The organism is Rhodanobacter sp. OK091 (genome assembly GCF_900142825.1).
In the GTDB taxonomy this organism is placed as follows: Bacteria; Pseudomonadota; Gammaproteobacteria; order Xanthomonadales; family Rhodanobacteraceae; genus Rhodanobacter.
The window spans coordinates 83,016-101,861 of record NZ_FRCH01000003.1 but is presented as its reverse complement, the minus strand read 5'-3'; the positions used below and the strand labels follow the sequence as shown (position 1 = coordinate 101,861).

16 protein-coding genes are annotated in these 18,846 nt (G+C 64.7%); 7 read left to right on the top strand and 9 right to left on the bottom strand.

Annotation, left to right across the window (positions count from 1 at the left end; translation table 11 throughout):
* Positions 1 to 92: 92 nt before the first annotated feature.
* The 4 genes from BUA26_RS15120 to BUA26_RS15105 all read left to right on the top strand — a co-directional run bounded on the left by BUA26_RS15120 (position 93) and on the right by BUA26_RS15105 (position 6,200).
* Positions 93 to 353, top strand: coding sequence for a WGR domain-containing protein (locus BUA26_RS15120; RefSeq protein WP_072761712.1), 261 nt, complete (start codon positions 93 to 95; stop codon positions 351 to 353).
* Between the two features lies 1 nt (position 354).
* Positions 355 to 1,422, top strand: a complete 1,068-nt coding sequence (hemE, locus tag BUA26_RS15115; RefSeq protein ID WP_072761711.1) for a uroporphyrinogen decarboxylase — start codon at positions 355 to 357, stop codon at positions 1,420 to 1,422.
* A gap of 76 nt (positions 1,423 to 1,498) precedes the next feature.
* Positions 1,499 to 2,254 (top strand): alpha/beta hydrolase, encoded by a 756-nt coding sequence (locus BUA26_RS15110; protein ID WP_083573038.1) that lies wholly within the window; start codon positions 1,499 to 1,501, stop codon positions 2,252 to 2,254.
* 1,102 nt (positions 2,255 to 3,356) lie between these two features.
* Positions 3,357 to 6,200, top strand: a complete 2,844-nt coding sequence (locus tag BUA26_RS15105) for a valine--tRNA ligase (RefSeq protein ID WP_072761710.1) — start codon at positions 3,357 to 3,359, stop codon at positions 6,198 to 6,200.
* 256 nt (positions 6,201 to 6,456) lie between these two features.
* Here BUA26_RS15105 and rimI read toward each other — a convergent pair whose 3' ends face one another.
* Genes rimI through BUA26_RS15090 form a run of 3 tightly spaced genes read right to left on the bottom strand, consistent with a single transcriptional unit; the run spans position 6,457 to position 8,206 of the window.
* A complete protein-coding gene (gene rimI / locus BUA26_RS15100) occupies positions 6,457 to 6,927 on the bottom strand; it encodes a ribosomal protein S18-alanine N-acetyltransferase (RefSeq protein ID WP_072761962.1) in 471 nt (156 codons plus the stop codon).
* Between the two features lie 5 nt (positions 6,928 to 6,932).
* Positions 6,933 to 7,427, bottom strand: a complete 495-nt coding sequence (locus BUA26_RS15095) for a hypothetical protein (protein ID WP_072761709.1) — start codon at positions 7,425 to 7,427, stop codon at positions 6,933 to 6,935.
* A complete protein-coding gene (locus BUA26_RS15090) occupies positions 7,424 to 8,206 on the bottom strand; it encodes a CDP-alcohol phosphatidyltransferase family protein (RefSeq protein WP_072761708.1) in 783 nt (260 codons plus the stop codon). Before BUA26_RS15090 ends, BUA26_RS15095 begins: the two co-directional genes overlap by 4 nt.
* Positions 8,207 to 8,335: 129 nt before the next feature.
* On the opposite strand from BUA26_RS15090, the gene BUA26_RS15085 reads away from it, so the two are divergent.
* From BUA26_RS15085 to BUA26_RS15075, 3 genes are all read left to right on the top strand, one after another.
* Entirely contained in the window at positions 8,336 to 8,758 is a 423-nt protein-coding gene (locus tag BUA26_RS15085; protein WP_072761961.1) for a DUF4124 domain-containing protein, read from the top strand.
* Between the two features lie 105 nt (positions 8,759 to 8,863).
* Entirely contained in the window at positions 8,864 to 10,561 is a 1,698-nt protein-coding gene (locus tag BUA26_RS15080) for a proline--tRNA ligase (RefSeq protein WP_072761960.1), read from the top strand.
* Between the two features lie 304 nt (positions 10,562 to 10,865).
* A complete protein-coding gene (locus BUA26_RS15075; RefSeq protein WP_072761707.1) occupies positions 10,866 to 11,189 on the top strand; it encodes an H-NS histone family protein in 324 nt (107 codons plus the stop codon).
* 120 nt (positions 11,190 to 11,309) lie between these two features.
* Here the strand turns inward: BUA26_RS15075 and BUA26_RS15070 are convergent, their stop codons facing one another.
* From BUA26_RS15070 to BUA26_RS15045, 6 genes are all read right to left on the bottom strand, one after another.
* Entirely contained in the window at positions 11,310 to 12,590 is a 1,281-nt protein-coding gene (locus BUA26_RS15070; protein WP_072761706.1) for a threonine/serine exporter family protein, read from the bottom strand.
* Positions 12,587 to 13,033, bottom strand: coding sequence for an NfeD family protein (locus tag BUA26_RS15065; protein ID WP_072761705.1), 447 nt, complete (start codon positions 13,031 to 13,033; stop codon positions 12,587 to 12,589). Before BUA26_RS15065 ends, BUA26_RS15070 begins: the two co-directional genes overlap by 4 nt.
* Before the next feature lie 10 nt (positions 13,034 to 13,043).
* Positions 13,044 to 13,988 (bottom strand): SPFH domain-containing protein, encoded by a 945-nt coding sequence (locus tag BUA26_RS15060; RefSeq protein WP_072761704.1) that lies wholly within the window; start codon positions 13,986 to 13,988, stop codon positions 13,044 to 13,046.
* 240 nt (positions 13,989 to 14,228) lie between these two features.
* A complete protein-coding gene (locus tag BUA26_RS15055) occupies positions 14,229 to 15,470 on the bottom strand; it encodes a TolC family protein (RefSeq protein WP_072761703.1) in 1,242 nt (413 codons plus the stop codon).
* Positions 15,467 to 15,769: a DUF3240 family protein gene (locus BUA26_RS15050; protein ID WP_072761702.1), complete on the bottom strand. Its 303-nt coding sequence runs from the start codon at positions 15,767 to 15,769 to the stop codon at positions 15,467 to 15,469. Before BUA26_RS15050 ends, BUA26_RS15055 begins: the two co-directional genes overlap by 4 nt.
* Positions 15,762 to 18,845, bottom strand: a complete 3,084-nt coding sequence (locus BUA26_RS15045) for an efflux RND transporter permease subunit (protein ID WP_072761701.1) — start codon at positions 18,843 to 18,845, stop codon at positions 15,762 to 15,764. Before BUA26_RS15045 ends, BUA26_RS15050 begins: the two co-directional genes overlap by 8 nt.
* Between the last annotated feature and the right edge of the window lies 1 nt (position 18,846).

Here is an 18,846-nt window from a genome sequence, read left to right as displayed (position 1 = left end):
TCACACCTGCGACGTCAGCGCCCTCGCTACCGGGCCGCCAGCCTTCTAGAATGACTGGGTTTGCGGCGTGCCGCACAGTCCACCCGGAATCCATGCGCCTCTATCTGCAAACCGTGCCAGGCAGCGCCGAGGCACCACGCTACGTCCAGATCACGCTGGAGCAGGATCTGCTGGGCGGCTGGACGCTGTACCGCGAATCCGGCACCCAGGGCGGTCGCGCCACGATGAAGCGCGAGCAGTTCCTGGAGCGCGACGAGGCGGTCAGTGCGTTCGAGAAAGCGCGCGATGCCCAGCTCAAGCGCGGGTTTCGCCTGATGTTTGCCCAGGGCCTCGAAGGCCCTTACGGACGTTGAAATGACCGAATTGAAGAACGACCGCTTCCTGCGCGCGCTGCGCCGGGAGCCCACCGACACCACGCCCGTGTGGGTGATGCGCCAGGCCGGCCGCTACCTGCCCGAATATCGAGCCACCCGCGAGCGCGCCGGCAGCTTCATGGGCCTGGCGCAGAACCCCGAGTACGCCTGCGAGGTGACCTTGCAGCCGCTGGAACGCTTCGAACTCGATGCGGCGATCCTGTTTTCCGACATCCTCACCATTCCCGACGCGATGGGTCTGGGCCTCTCGTTCGCCCAGGGCGAGGGCCCGCAGTTCGCGCATCCGGTGCGCACGGCTGCCGACATCGCCAGGCTCGCCGTACCCGACATGGACGGCGAGCTGCGCTACGTGATGGACGCCGTGCGGCTGATTCGCCAGGAACTGCATGGCCGCGTGCCGCTGATCGGGTTCTCCGGCAGCCCGTGGACGCTGGCCTGCTACATGGTCGAAGGCCAGGGCTCGAAGGATTTCGCCACGCTCAAGGCGATGTGCTGGAACGAACCGAAGCTCGCTCACAAGTTGCTCGATACTCTGGCGCGCGCCGTCGCCGCCTACCTGATCGCCCAGGCCGCCGCCGGCGCGCAGGCGCTGATGATCTTCGACACCTGGGGCGGCCTGCTCGGACCCGCCCCGTTCCGCGAGTTCTCGCTGCGCTACATGGCGCAGATCGTCGCCGCACTGAAGGCCGACCCATACGCCCGCGATCTCCCGGTGACCCTGTTTTCCAAAGGCGCCGGCCAGCACCTCGCCGACATGGCCGACACCGGCTGCAGCGCGCTCGGCGTCGACTGGACCATGGATCTTGCCGATGCCCGTCGCGTGGTCGCCGGCAAGGTCGCCCTGCAAGGCAACCTCGATCCCGCGGTGATGCGCGCCCATCCCGACGTGATCCGCCGCGAAGTCCGCGCCGTGCTGGACAGCTACGGCAATCACCCCGGCCACGTGTTCAACCTCGGCCACGGCATCACGCCGGAAGTCGATCCCGCGCATGTCAAAGTGCTGGTCGACGAGGTGCACGGCTACGGCCGCGAGTTGCGCTCGCGCTGAGCCGCTGCACCGCCGTCGCTGGCCTTTGCCGGACGCCTCACGTAGCCTGCGCCGGGTATCCCCGAGGAGCCCCGCCATGCACGTCATGTCCCCTGCCCGCCTGATCCGCTGGACCTGTCTGATCCTGCTGTGCCTGCCTGCTCTCGCGCTGGCCGGCGAACCACTGACCTTGCACACCAGCGACGGCGTGGCTGTCTACGGCACGCTCAGCCAGGCGCAGCCGCACGGCCGCAGCATCGCCCTGCTGTTCCACCAGGCCCATGCGAATCGGCACGAGTACGACAGCGTAGTGCCGGCGCTGCAGAAGCTGGGCTTCGACACCCTCGCGATCGACCAGCGCTCCGGTGGCGACCTGTTCGGCGGCCACAACGAAACTGTGGCGAAGCTCGGCTCGTCGGCGGATTACGTGGCCGCGCTGCCCGATCTCGAAGCCGCCCTCGCCTGGGCCCGCGCGCAGCACTACGCGCGCATCGTCGCGGTGGGCAGTTCCTACAGCTCGTCGCTGGTGATCGTGCTGGCCGCGAAACACCCGCAAGGCCTGAGCGCCATCGCCAGCTTCTCGCCGGGCGAATACTTCGACGACAAGAACCAGATCAAGCAGGCAGCCGCCAAGGTGACCCTGCCGTTCTACATCACCACCGATCCGAACGAGGCCAGCGACGTCGCCGAGGTGCTGCGCGACGCTCACGGCGCCAACATCGTGCACTACCAGCCCAAGATCGGCGTACACGGCGCGTCGACCCTGGTCGCTGCGCGCAATCCCGGCGGCTGGCAAGCCAACCTGGCGAGCTTCACCGCCTTCCTGCAAGGCCTTCCCGCGCCAGCCCGCTGACTCGCGCCCGCCACTCGCGGGAGGCACCACGGCCTGGTTCATCAGCAATTACATGATCACCGCCACGGTGGTGGTGATCGTTTTGAAGCACCAAAGCGCAGCGACCGCCTCGGCGGGCTGATCGCGGTGCTGATGCCTCTCGATATCTAGGCACCGGCTGGCGCTGCGCCAGAGTTTTCTCTCGGGTGGGACATGGGAGCGGCTTCAGTCGCGATGCCCTGGCTCGTTTTGTTGATTAAGTGCAGAGCGTTCACCCTCCTGCGGAGGGCGAGTTACTTCTCTTTTGCTTGTCCAAAAGAGAAGTAACCAAGAGAAAACGACACCCCGCTTACGCGCCTTGCGGGCATCCGTGCCCGCAAGGTCCGCGGGTGGGTTACGGGGTTTGTCGACAGGGCATCCTGCCCTGACGCCAAACTGGCCGGCATCCATGCCGGCCACCCTGCGGGCTGTTCCTCCACCCACCCGCCGCTTCAGAGGGGCCCCGGGTAGAGCAGCGGGCCATCGTGGCCCGCACTCGGTGAAAAGCCGAAGCGAAGCGTCGCTCTGGCTGTTGCTCTAGCTCTTCTGAACAGTACGCGCAGGAGGCGCGTCGCTCTACTCGGGGCCCCTGTGCGGCGGTGAGACGGGGTCGACAGGCCGCGCAGCGGGAGTCGACAAGGAGGTCGACTCCTTTTCGTCAGGGCAGGAGCCCTGTCGAAAAGCCCGGCCCCGGCTCACGGACTTGCCGGGCAGGAGCCCGGCAAGCGCCAAGCGGGGTGGCCTTTCTCTTTGGTTAGCTTTCTCTTTGGCCACACAAAGAGAAAGTAACTCGGGCGCCGTAGGCGCACGAAAGCTCTTCGCTTCAAACCCACCCTCAAGCGCAAAGCCATCGCGCCTGAAATCGCTCCTACCTCGGGTTGAGATTGGGCTGAGGCGATGACCAGCGCCAGCATCCCGCAAGCCCCGAACCCTCACCCCAACCCTCTCCCAGAGGGAGAGGGGGCAAGAACCGACCCAGGCTGCGGCCGGCCATTTTTGGCAGCCCAGCCCCCTCCCCGTACAATGACCGGCTTTAACCCACGACAAAGCGTGCGCCCTGCGCGCGCCACCGAGCGCAATCCCGATGGAAAAGAGTTTCGAACCCGCCCAGATCGAGTCGAAGTGGTACGAGCGCTGGGAAGCCAGCGGCGCGTTCCAGCCATCGGGCAAGGGCGAGCCGTATTGCATCCTGCTGCCGCCGCCGAACGTCACCGGCACGCTGCACATGGGGCATGCCTTCCAGCAGACCGTGATGGATATGCTGGTGCGCTACCAGCGCATGCGCGGCATGAACACGCTGTGGCAGGTCGGCACCGACCACGCAGGCATCGCCACGCAGAAGATCGTAGAGAACCAGCTCGCCATCGAGGACAAGACGCGGCACGACCTGGGCCGCGATGCGTTCGTCGAGCGTGTATGGAAATGGAAAGAGGAGTCCGGCTCCACCATCACCAACCAGATGCGCCGCATTGGTGCCGCCGCGGACTGGTCGCGTGAGCGCTTCACCATGGACGAAGGCCTGTCGGCCGCGGTGCGCAAGGTATTCATCGACTGGTATCGCGCGGGATTGATCTACCGCGGCAACCGGCTGGTGAACTGGGACCCGGTGCTGGGCACCGCGGTATCCGATCTGGAAGTGAACAACGTCGAGCGCGACGGGCATATGTGGTCGATCCGCTATCCCGTCAATGATAAGAGTGGCGCGGGCAGCGACGAAAGCGTGGTGGTCGCCACCACGCGTCCGGAGACCATGCTCGGCGACGTCGCCGTGGCGGTGCATCCGGAGGACGAGCGCTACGCGCATCTGGTCGGCCGGACGCTGAAGCTGCCGCTGACGGATCGCGAGATTCCCGTCATCGCCGACGACTACGTCGACAAGGATTTCGGCACCGGCTGCGTCAAGATCACGCCGGCGCACGACTTCAACGACTATGCGATCGGCCAGCGTCACAAGCTGGCACCGATCACCATTTTCACGCTGGCCGCGAAGGTCAACGACAACGCGCCGGAAAAATATCGCGGCCTCGACCGCTACGACGCACGCAAGCGCGTGCTGGCCGATCTGGAAGCCGCCGGCCTGCTGGTCGAAACCAAACCGCACAAGCTGCAGGTGCCGGTGAGCGACCGTTCGGACGCGGTGATCGAGCCGATGCTGACCGACCAGTGGTTCGTCGACCTCACCACCGACACGCTGTCCGATGGACGTCCCGGCGGCCGCCAGGCGATCACCCAGCCGGCGCTGGATGCCGTGCGTTCGGGCGAAATCAAGTTCGTGCCGGAAAACTGGTCGACCACGTACACGCAGTGGCTGGACAACATCCAGGACTGGTGCATCAGCCGCCAGCTGTGGTGGGGCCATCGTATTCCGGCCTGGTACGACGAGGCCGGCAACATCTTCGTGGGCGAGGACGAGGCGGACGCGCGCGCCAACGCCACCACCGCGCCGGTCGGCGCGCTGCGCCAGGACGAGGACGTGCTCGACACCTGGTTCAGCTCGGCGCTGTGGCCATTCTCCACGCTGGGTTGGCCGGCGAATGGTCCGGTGAAGAACGAGCGCGGCGAAGTCGTGGCGAACTGGGAACAGGACAAGATCTTCCTGCCCAGCGCCGTGCTGGTCACCGGCTTCGACATCATCTTCTTCTGGGTCGCCCGCATGGTGATGGCGACCAAGTACTTCGTTGGCCAGGTGCCGTTCCGCGAGGTCTACATCAACGCCATCGTGCGCGATGCGGAAGGCCAGAAGATGTCCAAGTCCAAGGGCAACACGCTGGATCCGCTGGACCTGATCGACGGCGTCGAGCTGGAGCCGCTGGTGGCGAAGTCCACCAAGTCATTGCTGATTCCGCAGGTGCGCGAGAAAGTCGAGAAGCGTGTCCGCAAGGATTACCCGGCCGGCATCCCCGCGATCGGCACCGATGCGCTGCGCTTCACCTTCGCCGCGCTGGCCAGCTACAGCCGCACGATCAACTTCGACATCAAGCGCGCCGAAGGCTACAAGGCGTTCTGCAACAAGCTGTGGAATGCGGCGCGGTTTGTGCTGATGAACCTGCCGGAAGGCGAGATCGCGGCGCCCGCAGGCGCTCCGGTGACCGAGGCGGAACGCTGGATCCTCACGCGTCTCAAGCAGACGCTGAGCGAGGTCGAGCAGCATTTCACTACCTACCGCTTCGATCTGCTGGCGCAATCGCTCTACGAGTTCGTCTGGAACGAGTACTGCGACTGGTTCCTCGAGCTGGCCAAGCCGGCCTTGAACGGTGAGGACGCCATCGCCGCCGCCTCGACGCGCCACACTTTATTGGTGGTGCTGGAAAGCGTGCTGCGCGCGCTGCATCCGGTGATCCCGTTCATCACGGAAGAAATCTGGCAGTCAGTGGCGCCGAAGCTCGACCTCACCGAAGGCAGCCTGATGCAGCGGCCATGGCCGCGCGCCGAAGAGATCGGTGCGGATGACGCGGCAACGGCTGAGATCGAGTGGTTCAAGAACGTGCTCAGCGGCATCCGCAGGATCCGCTCGGAAATGAATGTCTCGCCCGCCAAGACCATCCCGCTGCTGCTCGCCGACGGCGACGCCGGCGATCGTGCTCGCGTGGCGAAGTTCGCCGCCCAGATCGCCTTCCTCGCCCGCACCGACTCGCCGCAATGGGTCGAAGCCGGAGCCGACGAACCGGCCGCCGCGGCGGCCGTGGTCGGCACGCTGCGCGTGATGATCCCGCTCGCTGGCCTGATCGATCTCGGCGCCGAGAAAACCCGCCTGGCCAAGGAAATCACCCGCATCGAAGTCGAGATCAAAAAGTGCGAAGGCAAACTCGGCAACGCCAACTTCGTGGCCAATGCTCCCGCCGAAGTCGTCGTCCAGGAACGCCAGCGCATCACCGACTGGAACACCACGCTGACGGCCTTGCGCGAGCAGGCGCGGAAGCTGGGCTGAACAAGCGAGCGGATCCCGCCACCTTGCATGTGTGTAGGAGCCCGCTCGCGGGCGATGCTTTTGCTCCGATGGTTGGAGAGATTTGAAGCAAGAGCAATCGCCCGCAAGCGGGCTCCTACATGAAGCTAGGCGCGCTGATCCCGTAAAATCTAGAAGCTGCACCGCGAGCACCCGCCCCCTCACCTCAATCCTCTCCCCGGAGGGGAGAGGAGGCAAACGCGAGGAGCATGTGTCCATATCGTCGTAGCGCAGCGCACTACGACGGCAACAAATCCAGCGCCATCACGATCGCATCCTCGCGCCCATCGTGCGCCGGGTAATAGCGCGGCCGCCGACCTATCTCGTTGAATCCCACCGACTCGTACAACGCTTTCGCCAGCGGATTCGATGGCCGCACTTCCAGGAACACTCGTTCCGCACCATTCCAGCGCGCGATGTCCAGCAACCGACCGAGCAGATGCCGGCCCAGCCCGCGGCCGCGAAAGTCCGGCCCGATGCAGATGTTCAGCACGTGTGCCTCGCCCGCGCCCATCGACAGGATGCCGTAGCCGGCGATGTCCGCATCCACGCACAGCACCCAGCACGGATGCCCGGCTTTCACGCAATCGGCAAAGATGCCGGCCGACCACGGGAAGTCGTAGGAGATATTTTCCATCGCACTGACCGTGGCCAGGTCCTCGGCGCGCATGGCGCGTACCTGGATCACCGGTTTGATGACCGCGACCATCACGGCTAACCGCCCGCTGTGGCCAGCGCGCGGCGCAGATTGCGCAGCGCGCTCCACAGCCGCCGTTTGGCACCGGCGCTGATCAGCACCAGGGCCGGCTCATCGGCCAGCACGATCTGCGCCTGATGCATCGCCGCTGCCGGCAATGTGCGTCCCAGCGCATGCGCTTGTGCCTCGCCGAACACCAGATAGGCGCGCGCCTCGGGCAGGTCTGCTGCGAGCTGGCCGCCACGTACCGTGACGCGCGCGGCACGGGCCAGCGCTGCGCCGCAGGCATTGAGCGCGCGGCCCAGCAGGTCGAGTTCGCGCGTGCTGCAACCCTCCGGCAACACCACCACGCAGGCGACTCCGGCGTCCGTATCGGCCATCGGCGGATTCGACTCGATGGCGCCTGCCGGCAGCTCCGGTGCCGTTCTCCGCACCCACGGCGTCACGCCCAGCGCGCGCAATACACGATCGCGATGGCTGACGGTTGCGTGCTGGCGCGGGCTCGCATTCATGCCGGATTGCGCCTCGTCCGGCGCCGATGTGTGGCCAGGCCCCAGACCGTCCATACCGGCCCGGACAGCAGATAAATCGTGAAACCGGCAAACAGCACCCGCGGCGTATCCAGGATCAGCAGCGCGATCAACAGCACGGCGCCGACCATCCAGCCAAACGGCACGCGCTGGCGCTCGCCCAACGGCAGCGACTTGAAGCTGAAATAACGGAACCGGCTGACCATCAGCAAGCCAACGACCACTGCGATCACCGGTGTGATGAAGCAGAACTCGCTGCCGGACAGGCCGAACTTGTCCACGCTCCACACGAACGACATGCACACCGCCGCCGCCGCCGGACTGGCCAGCCCCTGGAAATAGCGCTTGTCGGCCACGCCGACCTGGGTATTGAAGCGCGCCAGCCGCAACGCGGCGCAGGCGGCATAGATGAACGCTGCGGCCCAGCCCAGCTTGCCCCACAACGGGCCGAAATCGCGCAACGCCGACAGCGACCACGTATACATCACCAGCGCCGGCGCCAGCCCGAAGCTGACCAGATCGGACAGCGAGTCGTATTGCACGCCGAATTCGGTCTGGGTGCCGGTCATCCGCGCGACACGCCCGTCCATGCCGTCCAGCACGGCGGCAATGAATACCGCCACGGCCGCCTCGGTGTAACGACCGCCGATGCTGGCGATAATCGCGTAAAAACCCGCGAACATCGCCCCGGTGGTGAACAGGTTCGGCAGCAGGTAAATACCCCGGTGGCGGGGCGGGCGTACGGGTAAGATCTCGCTCATGAATCAATCCGTGACAGGATGCGCGCAGTGTAAACCATCGGCTGCTTGAGTCCGGGCCGACACAGTGATAACAAGACAGCTAGCGATTTCCCTTGAAAGCTAGCGATTTCCCATGAAATGGAGAACACCATGCACCGTTCGCTGATCGCCGTGGCGCTGCTGTTGCTGGCCCCCCTGGCCACCGCCCAGGTCTACAAGTGGACAGACGCCAGCGGAACCGTGCATTACTCGGAAACGCCGCCGGCGCAGGGCACGAAATTCTCCAAGGTAACCACCACCGGTACGGTGGAGCCGCTGGCCACACCGGCTGCCGCCGCAAGCGCGGCCGGCAGCAGCCAGCCCGCCGCCGCGCCGGCCCAGCCGGTGGCGGACAACCCGGAAAACCGCAACAAGCTGTGCAACTCGCTGAAAGCCAATATCACCGCGTTGCAAGGCAGCGGCCAGGTGGTCATGCAGCAGAATGGCAAGACCGTGGCGCTCGACGCCGACCAGCGCAAACAGCAGACCAGCGCCGCCCAGAGCCAATACGACTTGTATTGCCAATCCAAGTAATAGCCCGATTCACGGCGACGGCGGTTCTGCCGTCGCCCCAGCTATCAGCGACGACGGCAGCAGCCCGCTACAATGGGCGTCTTCATTTATGCCGGAATGCCTCGCATGCGCCTCAGCCAATTCCATCTGGCCACCGTCAAGGAAGTCCCCGCCGACGCCGAAATCGCCAGCCATCAGCTGATGCTGCGAGCGGGCATGATCCGCCGGCTCGCGTCGGGTCTGTACACGTGGAGTCCTCTGGGCCTGCGTGTGCTGCGCAAGGTGGAACACGTCGTACGCGAGGAAATGAACCGCGCCGGCGCGATCGAAATGCTGATGCCGTCGATTCAGCCGAAAGAGTTATGGGAAGAAACCGGCCGCTGGGAAAAATTCGGCGGCCAGCTGCTGAAAATCAAGGATCGCAAGCAGCAGGAATACTGCTACGGCCCGACCCATGAGGAAGTGATTACCGATTTCGCCCGCAACGAGCTGAAAAGCTACAAGCAGCTGCCGGTCAACTTCTATCAGATCCAGACCAAGTTCCGCGATGAAATCCGTCCGCGTTTCGGCGTGATGCGCGCGCGCGAATTTCTGATGAAGGACGCGTATTCGTTCCACCTGACCCAGGAGTCGCTGGCTGAAACCTATGCCGTGATGTATCAGGCTTATGTGCGCATTTTCACCCGGCTCGGGTTGACCTTCCGCGCGGTGCAGGCCGATACCGGAGCGATCGGCGGCAATGCCAGCCATGAATTCCAGGTCCTGGCCGATTCCGGCGAAGATGCGATCGCGTTTTCCGACGGCTCCGATTACGCCGCGAATCTGGAGAAGGCCGAGGCATTGGCGCCGACCCACGCGCGTCCGGCTTCGTCGGCGCCGTTGCAGCGGGTCGATACACCGATCCAGAAAACCATCGCCGAGGTCAGCAGCTTCCTCAAGGTATCGCCGCAGCAATGCATCAAGACCTTGCTGGTGCGCGGCCGCGAAGGTCTGGTCGCGCTATGCCTGCGCGGCGATCACGAGATCAACGAGGTCAAGGCCGGCAAGCTGGCTGAACTGCCCGATCAATCGGTACTCGCCAGCGAAGAGGAAATCTTCGCCGCCACCGGCGCCCGCCCCGGCTTCATCGGCCCCGTCGGCCTGCCCGATTCGATTCCCGTCATCGTCGACCGCGATGCCGCCGTGCTCGCCGATTTCGTCTGCGGCGGCATGGCCGATGCGAGCCATTACACCGGCGCCAATTGGGAGCGCGATGCGCGCATCACGCGCATCGCCGACCTGCGCAACGTGGTCGAGGGCGACTTCTCGCCCGACGGCAAGGGTGTGCTGCATATCGCCCGCGGCATCGAGGTCGGCCATGTGTTCCAGCTTGGCCAGAAATATGCCGAGGTACTCAAGGCCAGCGTGATCGACGAGACCGGCAAACCCCAGGTGATGACCATGGGCTGCTACGGCATCGGCGTCAGCCGCATCGTCGCCGCCGCCATCGAACAGCGCCACGACGACGCCGGCATCCTGTGGCCCGAGGCGATGGCACCGTGGCGGTTGGCGGTATGCGTGATCAATCCAAAGAACCTACCTGAAGTGGCTGCGGCCGCCGAGGTGCTGTACCAGTCGCTGTGCCAGCATGGCGTCGAGACGGTGCTGGATGATCGCGGCCTGCGTCCGGGCGGCATGTTTGCCGACATGGAGCTGATCGGCATTCCGCATCGCGTGGTGGTCAGCGAACGGGGCCTGGCCGCCGGCACGCTGGAATATCGCGCCCGCGGCGAGGGCGAGAGTCGCGCACTCAGCCAGGACGAGCTGTTCGCCTTGCTTTCCTGAATGTCGCGGCTGAACCTGGGGAGATAACCCGGAATTAACCAAAAAAACGGCCGCCGTGCACGGCCGTTTGCGCATTCGACGCAACGAAATCCGGAATATCGATTATTCAAATCAACCGCGGCGCCATTAATCGGGTTTAATGTGAACGCGTACTTCTCTGGATGAATTGCGCTTTACAACTATTCCGTCAATCAGCGAGAATCCGGACTGCTGCAACTTTCCGCGCGTCTGGCTCCGTCCCCGATAATAATCAGACACCGGCCAGGACGTTTTAATTGCCGATACTCACCCCCCGGAGTTCATCATGGCCGTCGATATCAAGAATCTCAATCACACCCAGCTGAATGATCTGATCAGCAAGGCGCAGGTTCGCCAGAACGAACTGCGCAAGGAAAAAGTCGTCAAGCTGCGCGAGAAAGTACACGCGCTGATCAAGGCCGAGGGATATACCTTCGAGGATATTTTCGGCAGCACCCGCGGCAAGGCCAAGCGCACCACCGGCACGGTCGCCCCGAAATACCGCAATCCCGCCAATCCGGCGCAGACCTGGTCCGGCCGCGGCAAGCGTCCGCACTGGTATAACGACGCGCTGAAGGCCGGCAAGAAGGAAAAGGATCTGGTGATCTGATCGTCCCGCTTCAAATCGGATCATCGAATCGGGATCACTGCATCGGTAAATCCCATGTGATCCACATCAACGATTCACATGAAAACGCCGGCCTGAAAGCCGGCGTTTTTTATATTCGCCTTACAGCGATCGGCGCGGCGAAACCAGCAGATCGCCGAACATCAGTCCGGCCACCAGCGACACCAGCAAGGTCAGCAGCAACAGACCGGTATCCAGGCCCAGCGAAGTGTCCCGTTCGAGCAGAAACGACATGCTGCGGAAACCGACGCTGCCCGGCACCAGCAACAGAATGCCGGGCTCGCGAACCACCGCACCCGGCCGACGTGCGAATCGCGCATAGATGTTCGACATGGCACCGAGCAGAAATCCGCCAAGGAACACGCCAAACGGCGCGCCCGGCAAGGAGCCGGAAATCGCGCCCCCCCAGCGAGTGGCCAGATAACCCACGATCACCGCCACGATCACCACCGGCCAGTCGCGCCTGGCCGCACGGAACAAGATGGCGAACGCGATCGCCGCCACCAGCAGCGCCGGGTAATCGGTCCACGTCGGCAGCGCCGGCAAGGCAAAATCGCGGGCAGTGATGCCGACCGCCCCACACAGCTGGGTCGCCGCGAGGGTGCCGAAGGTGAGCTTGAGCAGGGTCGACATCGCACCGCCCATGCGCGCCATGCCGGAGACCAGATGCTGGCTGGAGATTTCGCGTACCGCGGTGGTCAGCGACATGCCCGGGATCAGGATGATCAGGCTGGCCAGCACCACCGACTTGATCGCCAGCGGCACCACGAACGCGCTGACCACGATGGTCACCGCGGTGGCCACCAGCGCGCAGATCGCATCGCTGGCCACCGCCAGTCGCGGCCGGTTGGCCGCCAGCATGCTGATGCCGCCGATGATCACGCCGATCACGCCGGCCACCAGCAGATCCACCCACGAGCTGTGCAGGAACAACGCCGCGATGCTGGCGGCGGACAGGCCATAGCTGGCGATCAGGCCGATTTTCTCGCGGCGGGTATCCGGCCGGCCCAGCGCACGCAGCAGGCGGAAGCCCTCGCGCAGATCCAGTTCGCCGGCAATCGCGCGGTCGGCGATATCGTCGGCCTCGCACAGGCGCTCCAGATTCACCTCGCCCGGGGCCAGCCGCATCACCTGGGTGGTCTGCGCCACACCGTCCTCGCCCTGCGCCAGATCGGCAAAGGAGATGATGATCGCGGTGGGACTGGACCACACATCGGCGGCCAGTCCCAGCCGCTGCGCCGCGCCGGCCACCGCCATCTCCAACCGCGGCGCCGAAGTGCCGTACTGATGCAGCCGTCGCGCCAGCTCCAGCACAAACGCGATCCGCGTCGTCGGCGCTGTGGTGGCGAACTGCTGCCGGCGGATGGCGTCACCTGCGCTCATGTAGCCGCACGCACCTGCAAGGTGGTGCCTTCGACAGCCACCACTTCCACCGTGCTGCCCAGCGGCAGATCCGGCCCGCTGACCAGCCACTGGCCATCGCCCACGCGAGCCTTGCCGCGGCCGTTGACGATAGGCTCGACCAGTACGTAGCGCTGACCGATCATCTGCTCGCCACGACGGTTCAGGCGCTCGTCGCCAGGTGCGCGGCGCTCCAACCGCGGACGCAGCCAGCGCGCATAACCGACGCAGAAGGCGAACGCGAGCAACGCGAACAGCACGGCCTGCGCGAGCAGGCCCAGCGTCGGCACAGCCCACAGCACCATACCCATCGCGGCCGCGGCCAGACCGATCCACAGCATGAAATAACCCGGCAGCAACACTTCGCCGGCAATCAGCAGCAACGCGAGAATCCACCACAGGTAATGCGCGGAAAGCTCCCACATGGCATCCACCTCAGCGCAGCGGCGGCTGGACCGCCACCGCCTTCTGCTGCTGGCCCATCGATTCCTTCGCCAATTCGGCGATGCCGGCCAACGAACCGAGGATGCCGGTGGCCTCGATCGGCAACAGCAGCATTTTCTGGTTCGGCGACTTCGCCATTTCCTTCAATGCCTCGACGTAGTTGTTGGCGACGAAGTAGTTCAACGCGTTGACGTTGCCGCCGGAGATCGCGTCGGACACCATCGTGGTCGCCTTCGCCTCGGCCTCGGCGGATCGCTCGCGCGCCTCGGCGGCGCGGAACGCGGCCTCCTTCTCGCCCTCGGCGGCAAGGATCACCGACTGCTTCTCGCCTTCGGCCTTGAGGATCGCCGCCTGGCGGAAACCCTCGGCATCGAGGATGTTCGCGCGCTTCTCGCGCTCGGCCTTCATCTGCCGCGCCATCGCGTCGATCAGGTCGCGCGGCGGCGCGATGTCCTTGATCTCGATGCGGTTGACCTTGACGCCCCACGGATGGGTCGCCTCGTCGACGACCTTGAGCAGTTTCGCGTTGATCGCGTCGCGCTGGCTCAGCGATTCGTCCAGGTCCATCGAGCCGAGCACGGTACGGATATTGGTCATCACCAGCGCCAGCGACGCCTGCTCCAGATTCGACACCTCATAAGCGGCCTTGGACGCGTCCAGCACCTGGTAGAACACCACGCCGTCGACCCGCACCACCGCGTTGTCCTTGGTGATCACGTCCTGCGATGGCACGTCCAGCACCTGTTCCATCATGTTGATCTTGCGCCCGACCGCCTGGTAGATCGGGATCAGGAAATGCAGGCCGGGACTGAGCGTGCGGGTGTATTTGCCGAATGTTTCCACTGTCCATTCGAAACCTTGCGGCACGATGCGCACCAGCTTGGCCACACCGACCACCACGACGAACACGATCACCAGCGCGAGAATCTGTCCCATTGCCTACCCCTTTATCCCTGAAGAGGCCTCGAGTATAGGCGAGCCGGCGCCTGTCCCGCCGCGATGGGGGTGCCGTGCTTGCGTGGCCCTGAAATGCCCATCGAAGTCTCCTTTGCGGCGGCCACCTTATGCAACCGCCACAGCGTTATGTACTGACATCGCGAAAGATCGCCGAGAGCGAGCCCAACCATCGAAGGAAGGGCGCCGAAATCAGGGGCGGCGCCGTACGCCGCCCTGCCTTCATTCGCGCGCAAGGCCCCATATCAGACGGGCGTCGACGAGCAGCCGGTAGTAGGAGCGGAGTGCAGCGGTACGTGCGTCCAGGGCCGATTGCATGGCATCCACCGATTGGCGCCGGGCCAGCAGAAGCGTCTGCAGATCGGCCTCGCCAAGGGCATAGGCGCGCTGTGTCAACTGGGCATTCCGGCGGGTTCTCGACGCCCCTTCTTCCGCTAGTTTCCAGCGGTCGTAGTTGCTCGTCGCATCGGTATAGCTGTCCGCGATTTCCGATTCGAGCTCACGCTGCCGACGATCGCGCGCCGCACGCGCGGCATCCACTTCCGTCAGCGCTTGCCCCAGCCGCTCAGTTCGGTAGCTGCCCGGCAAAGGCATCGAGACATTGACACCAACGATACGCTCGCGGCTGAATGCTTCCGACGCGGCATACAGACCGATCGTGGGATCCGGCAAGCGGTCCGCGCGTGCGCGCGAGGCCGCGAGTTCCGCCTGCTCCATGCGCAGTTGTGCCATCCGAAGCGGATCGCTGGCTGCCAGCACCCGATCCTTCCAGACCACCTCGGACTCGTCCAGCTTGACCGGCTGGCCGAGCATGGGCGGCTCGGCATCGGCGGCGCCGGGAAACCTGACGTTGAGTCGTGCCTGTGCCTTGGTTTCATTGGCCAGTGCCTCGCTCATGCCCTGCTCGACCTCGGCGAGGTCGGCCGCAGCCACATTCACGTCGAGCGCCGCCGCATCGCCTGCCTTGTGGCGCTTCTGCACCGACTGAAGGTTGCTCCTTGCCAGTTGCACCTGCTCCGTCATGAAGGCGCGCGCCTGACGTGCACTCAGGCGTCCCATCCAGAGATCGACCAACCCACGCGCGGCCTCTTGAATGGCTTCACCGAGTTGCGCGTCAGCCAGCGCGATACCGGTATCGCCCAGCTGTCGGTCCAGCCTCTTCTTGCCAGGCAGCCGCACGGTGCGCTCGAATCCCGCCGTCCATTCCCGCGAGGCTGGACCGCTGGCGTAATTCCTGCGCTGTGCGGTGCCTTTCATGATCCACTCATTGGGAGAAGCTGCAAGCATCCCCGCCGCATGCCCCGCCCCCGTCCGCGCACTCTGCGCCTCGACCACCGCCGGATCCTGTGCGATCCAGGTTTTCGCCGCGATGGCCGGCGGCAGGTCCGCTGGCGCGGGAACTTCCTCCATGGCGTAGCCCACCGTGCAAAGACCCATCAGCAATACGAACAGGATGGCCTTCATGCGACTTCTCCTTCGAGGGCAAGCGGTGTAGCCCAGTAGCGGATGCCCGTACCCGCGAAGTCATCCGCCAGCAGAGTCAGCAGTGTCTGCATTTCAGGATCGCTCACCAGGATCTGCACCAGAACCGAACGGCTGCGCCCCATGACCTGCTCGGCAGGGCTCAGCCGCCCCATCGCGGTGCCATGGCTGCAGGTGGGCGTACTGGTGAAGACCTCCTCGTTGAAAGCGGTCAACAGGGCGTCCAGAAGTTTTTCTTCCACGTCTGGCACGCAGACCAGCGAGAAACAGTACTTATCCATGGCGCACCTCCACGCGTGCGTGCGCGAAGCGCAGATAGAGAATGGGCAAAAGGAAGAGTGTCAGCGCAGTCGCCGTGACCAGGCCGCCGATGACCACGATCGCCAGAGGCCGCTGCACCTCCGATCCCGGCCCGCTGGCAAACAGCAGCGGGACCAGGCCGAAGGCGGTGATCGAGGCGGTCATCATCACCGGCCGCAAACGGCGATGGGCACCCTGCACCACACAGGTGACCGGATCGAAGCCCTCGGCGTGGAGCTTGTTGAAATAGCTCACCAGCACCACGCCGTTGAGTACCGCGATGCCGAGCAAGGCGATGAACCCCACGGAGGCCGGTACCGAGAGGTATTCGCCGGTGATCCACAGCGCAACGATGCCACCGACGAGCGCGAAGGGAATATTGCTGAGGACCAGCAGCGACTGGCGCACCGAGCCGAAGGTGGAGAACAGGATCAGGAAGATCAGTCCCAAGGCCAGCGGAACGACCAGGGATAGCCTTGCCGCGGCCCGTTGCTGATTCTCGAACTGTCCACCCCAGCTGATCCGATAGCCTGTCGGCAGCTTCACGGCCTGGGCGATCTTCGCCTTCGCCTCGGTCACGAAACCGACCAGATCGCGACCGGAGACGTTGGCGATGACGACGCTGTAACGACTACCCATCTCGCGATCGATCTTTACCGGGCCGCTGTCGCGCTGCAAATGCGCGACGGTTTCCAGCGGCACGCTGGCACCGTCGGCGGTGGTGATGCGCAGCGCGGCGAACTCGGCGGGGGATACCTTCACGCTGTCCGGACCGCGCACGATGATCGGTACGCGCTTGTTCCCTTCGGTCACCGTACCGACGCGCTGGCCTTCGATCTGTGCGCGCAGCGCATCCTGCACGTCTTCTACCGACAGGCCGAAGCGTCCGCTGGCCAGGCGATCGACGATCACCCGCAAGTACTGCACGCCGTCGTTCTGAACGGTATAGACATCCTGGTTGCCCGGTACGGTTTTCACCAACGCCTCGATCTGACCGGCGAGCTGGTTGAGGACCGCCAGATCCGGCCCAAAGACCTTGATCGCCAGATCACCGCGCACCCCGATGATCATCTCCTGCACACGCATGTCGATCGGCTGGGTAAAGCTGTACTTGATGCCGGGCAGCTGATCGAGCACGCCCCGGATTCTGTCGATCAGCGCGTCCTTGTTCTTTACGGCCCAGTCCGCCCGCGGCTTCAGCACCAGAAACGTATCCGTCTGGTTCAGACCCATCGGATCCAGTCCGATCTCATCGGAACCGGCGCGGGCCACAACACCGGTGATCTCCGGAATCTGTGCCATCAGTGCCTGCTGGATCTTCAGATCCAGCGCGGCGGTCTCCTCCAGGCTGACCGAGGGCAGCTTCTCGATACCGACGATAATGTCGCCCTCATCCATGGTCGGCATGAAGGTCTTGCCGACCATGGCGTACACGCCACCGGCAAACACCAGCATGACGATCGCCGCGATGATCACGATGCGCTGGTGGGTCAGTGCCCATGCCAGTGCCGGCTGGTATCGACGCAGCAGCTGGCGCGGCAACCACGGCTCCTTGTGAGACACCTTCTTCAGCAGGAATGATGCGAGGACCGGAATGACCGTCAGCGAAAGCACCAGCGAACTGGCCAGCGCGAACACGATGGTCAGTGCGACGGGCACGAACAGCTTGCCTTCCAGACCTTCCAGGGTAAGCAACGGCAGAAAGACCGTGATGATGATCAGCACGCCCGCGGCAACCGGCACGGCAACCTCACGCAGTGCGCGAAACACGATGTGCAGTCGGGGCAGTTTGCCGCGGACCTGATCGTGCCCCAGATGCTGCACCACGTTCTCGACGACCACGATCGCCGCGTCCACCAGCATGCCGATCGCAATGGCGAGTCCACCGAGGCTCATCAGGTTGGCCGACATTCCCTCGACGCGCATCAGGATGAAGGTGGCCAGCGCCGATAGCGGCAACACTACCGCCACCGTGACGGCCGCACGAAGATTGCCCAGAAACGCACCCAGCAGGATCAGCACCAGCACGGTGGCTTCGATCAGGGCTTTCGCCACCGTTCCCACGGCGTTGTCGACGAGCTGGGCGCGATTGTAGAAGACCTTCAACGCGACGCCGGGAGGAAGGCTGGGCTTGAGCTCATCGAGTTTCGTGGTGACACCTTCCACGACGTCACGGGCGTTCGCGCCGGCCAGGCCAAGCACCAGCCCTTCGACCGCTTCGCCGCGCCCGTCCTTGGTCACCACGCCGTAGCGCGTCAGCGCGCCCATGCGCACTTGCGCCACATCGCCCAGGCGAATCGGCGCAGTGCCTTTGCGCCCCAACACGATGGCGCGCAAGTCATCCATGGTTTGCACGTTGCCCTCGCTGCGCACCAGCAGCACCTCGTCGCCTTCGCCGAGCCGACCGGCACCATCGTTGCGATTGTTCGCCTCGATGGCACGCTGGATGTCCGCCGTGGACAACCCCACGGCCGCCAGCCGGGTGGCATCGGGAACGACTTCGAAACTGCGCACCGCGCCGCCGAGCGCATTGACGTCGGCCACACCGGGAACCGCGCGCAGCGCGGGCCGGATCACCCAGTCGAGCAGGCTTCGACGTTCGTCCAGCGAAAGCCCGCCGCCCTCCACGGTGAACATGAACATTTCGCCGAGCGGCGTGGTGACCGGTGCCATGCCGCCGCTGATGCCGGGCGGCAGATCGCCGGCAATCCCGCCCAGACGCTCGGCGACTTGCTGGCGTGCCCAGTAGATGTCCGTGCCATCCAGGAAGTCGATAGTGACGTCGACCAGGCCGTACTTGGAGACCGAGCGCAGGATCCGCTGGTGCGGAATGCCGAGCATCTCCACTTCGATCGGCAGGGCGATCCGGCTCTCGACCTCTTCCGGGGTCATGCCGGGAGCCTTCATGATGATCTTGACCTGCGTGCTGGATACGTCGGGGAAGGCATCGATCGGCAAATGGCGGAAGGCATACCAACCTGCGCCAACGAGCAACACGGCCGACAAAAGGATGAAGAGGCGCTGCGCCAGCGCGAACTGAATCAGGCGATTAAGCATC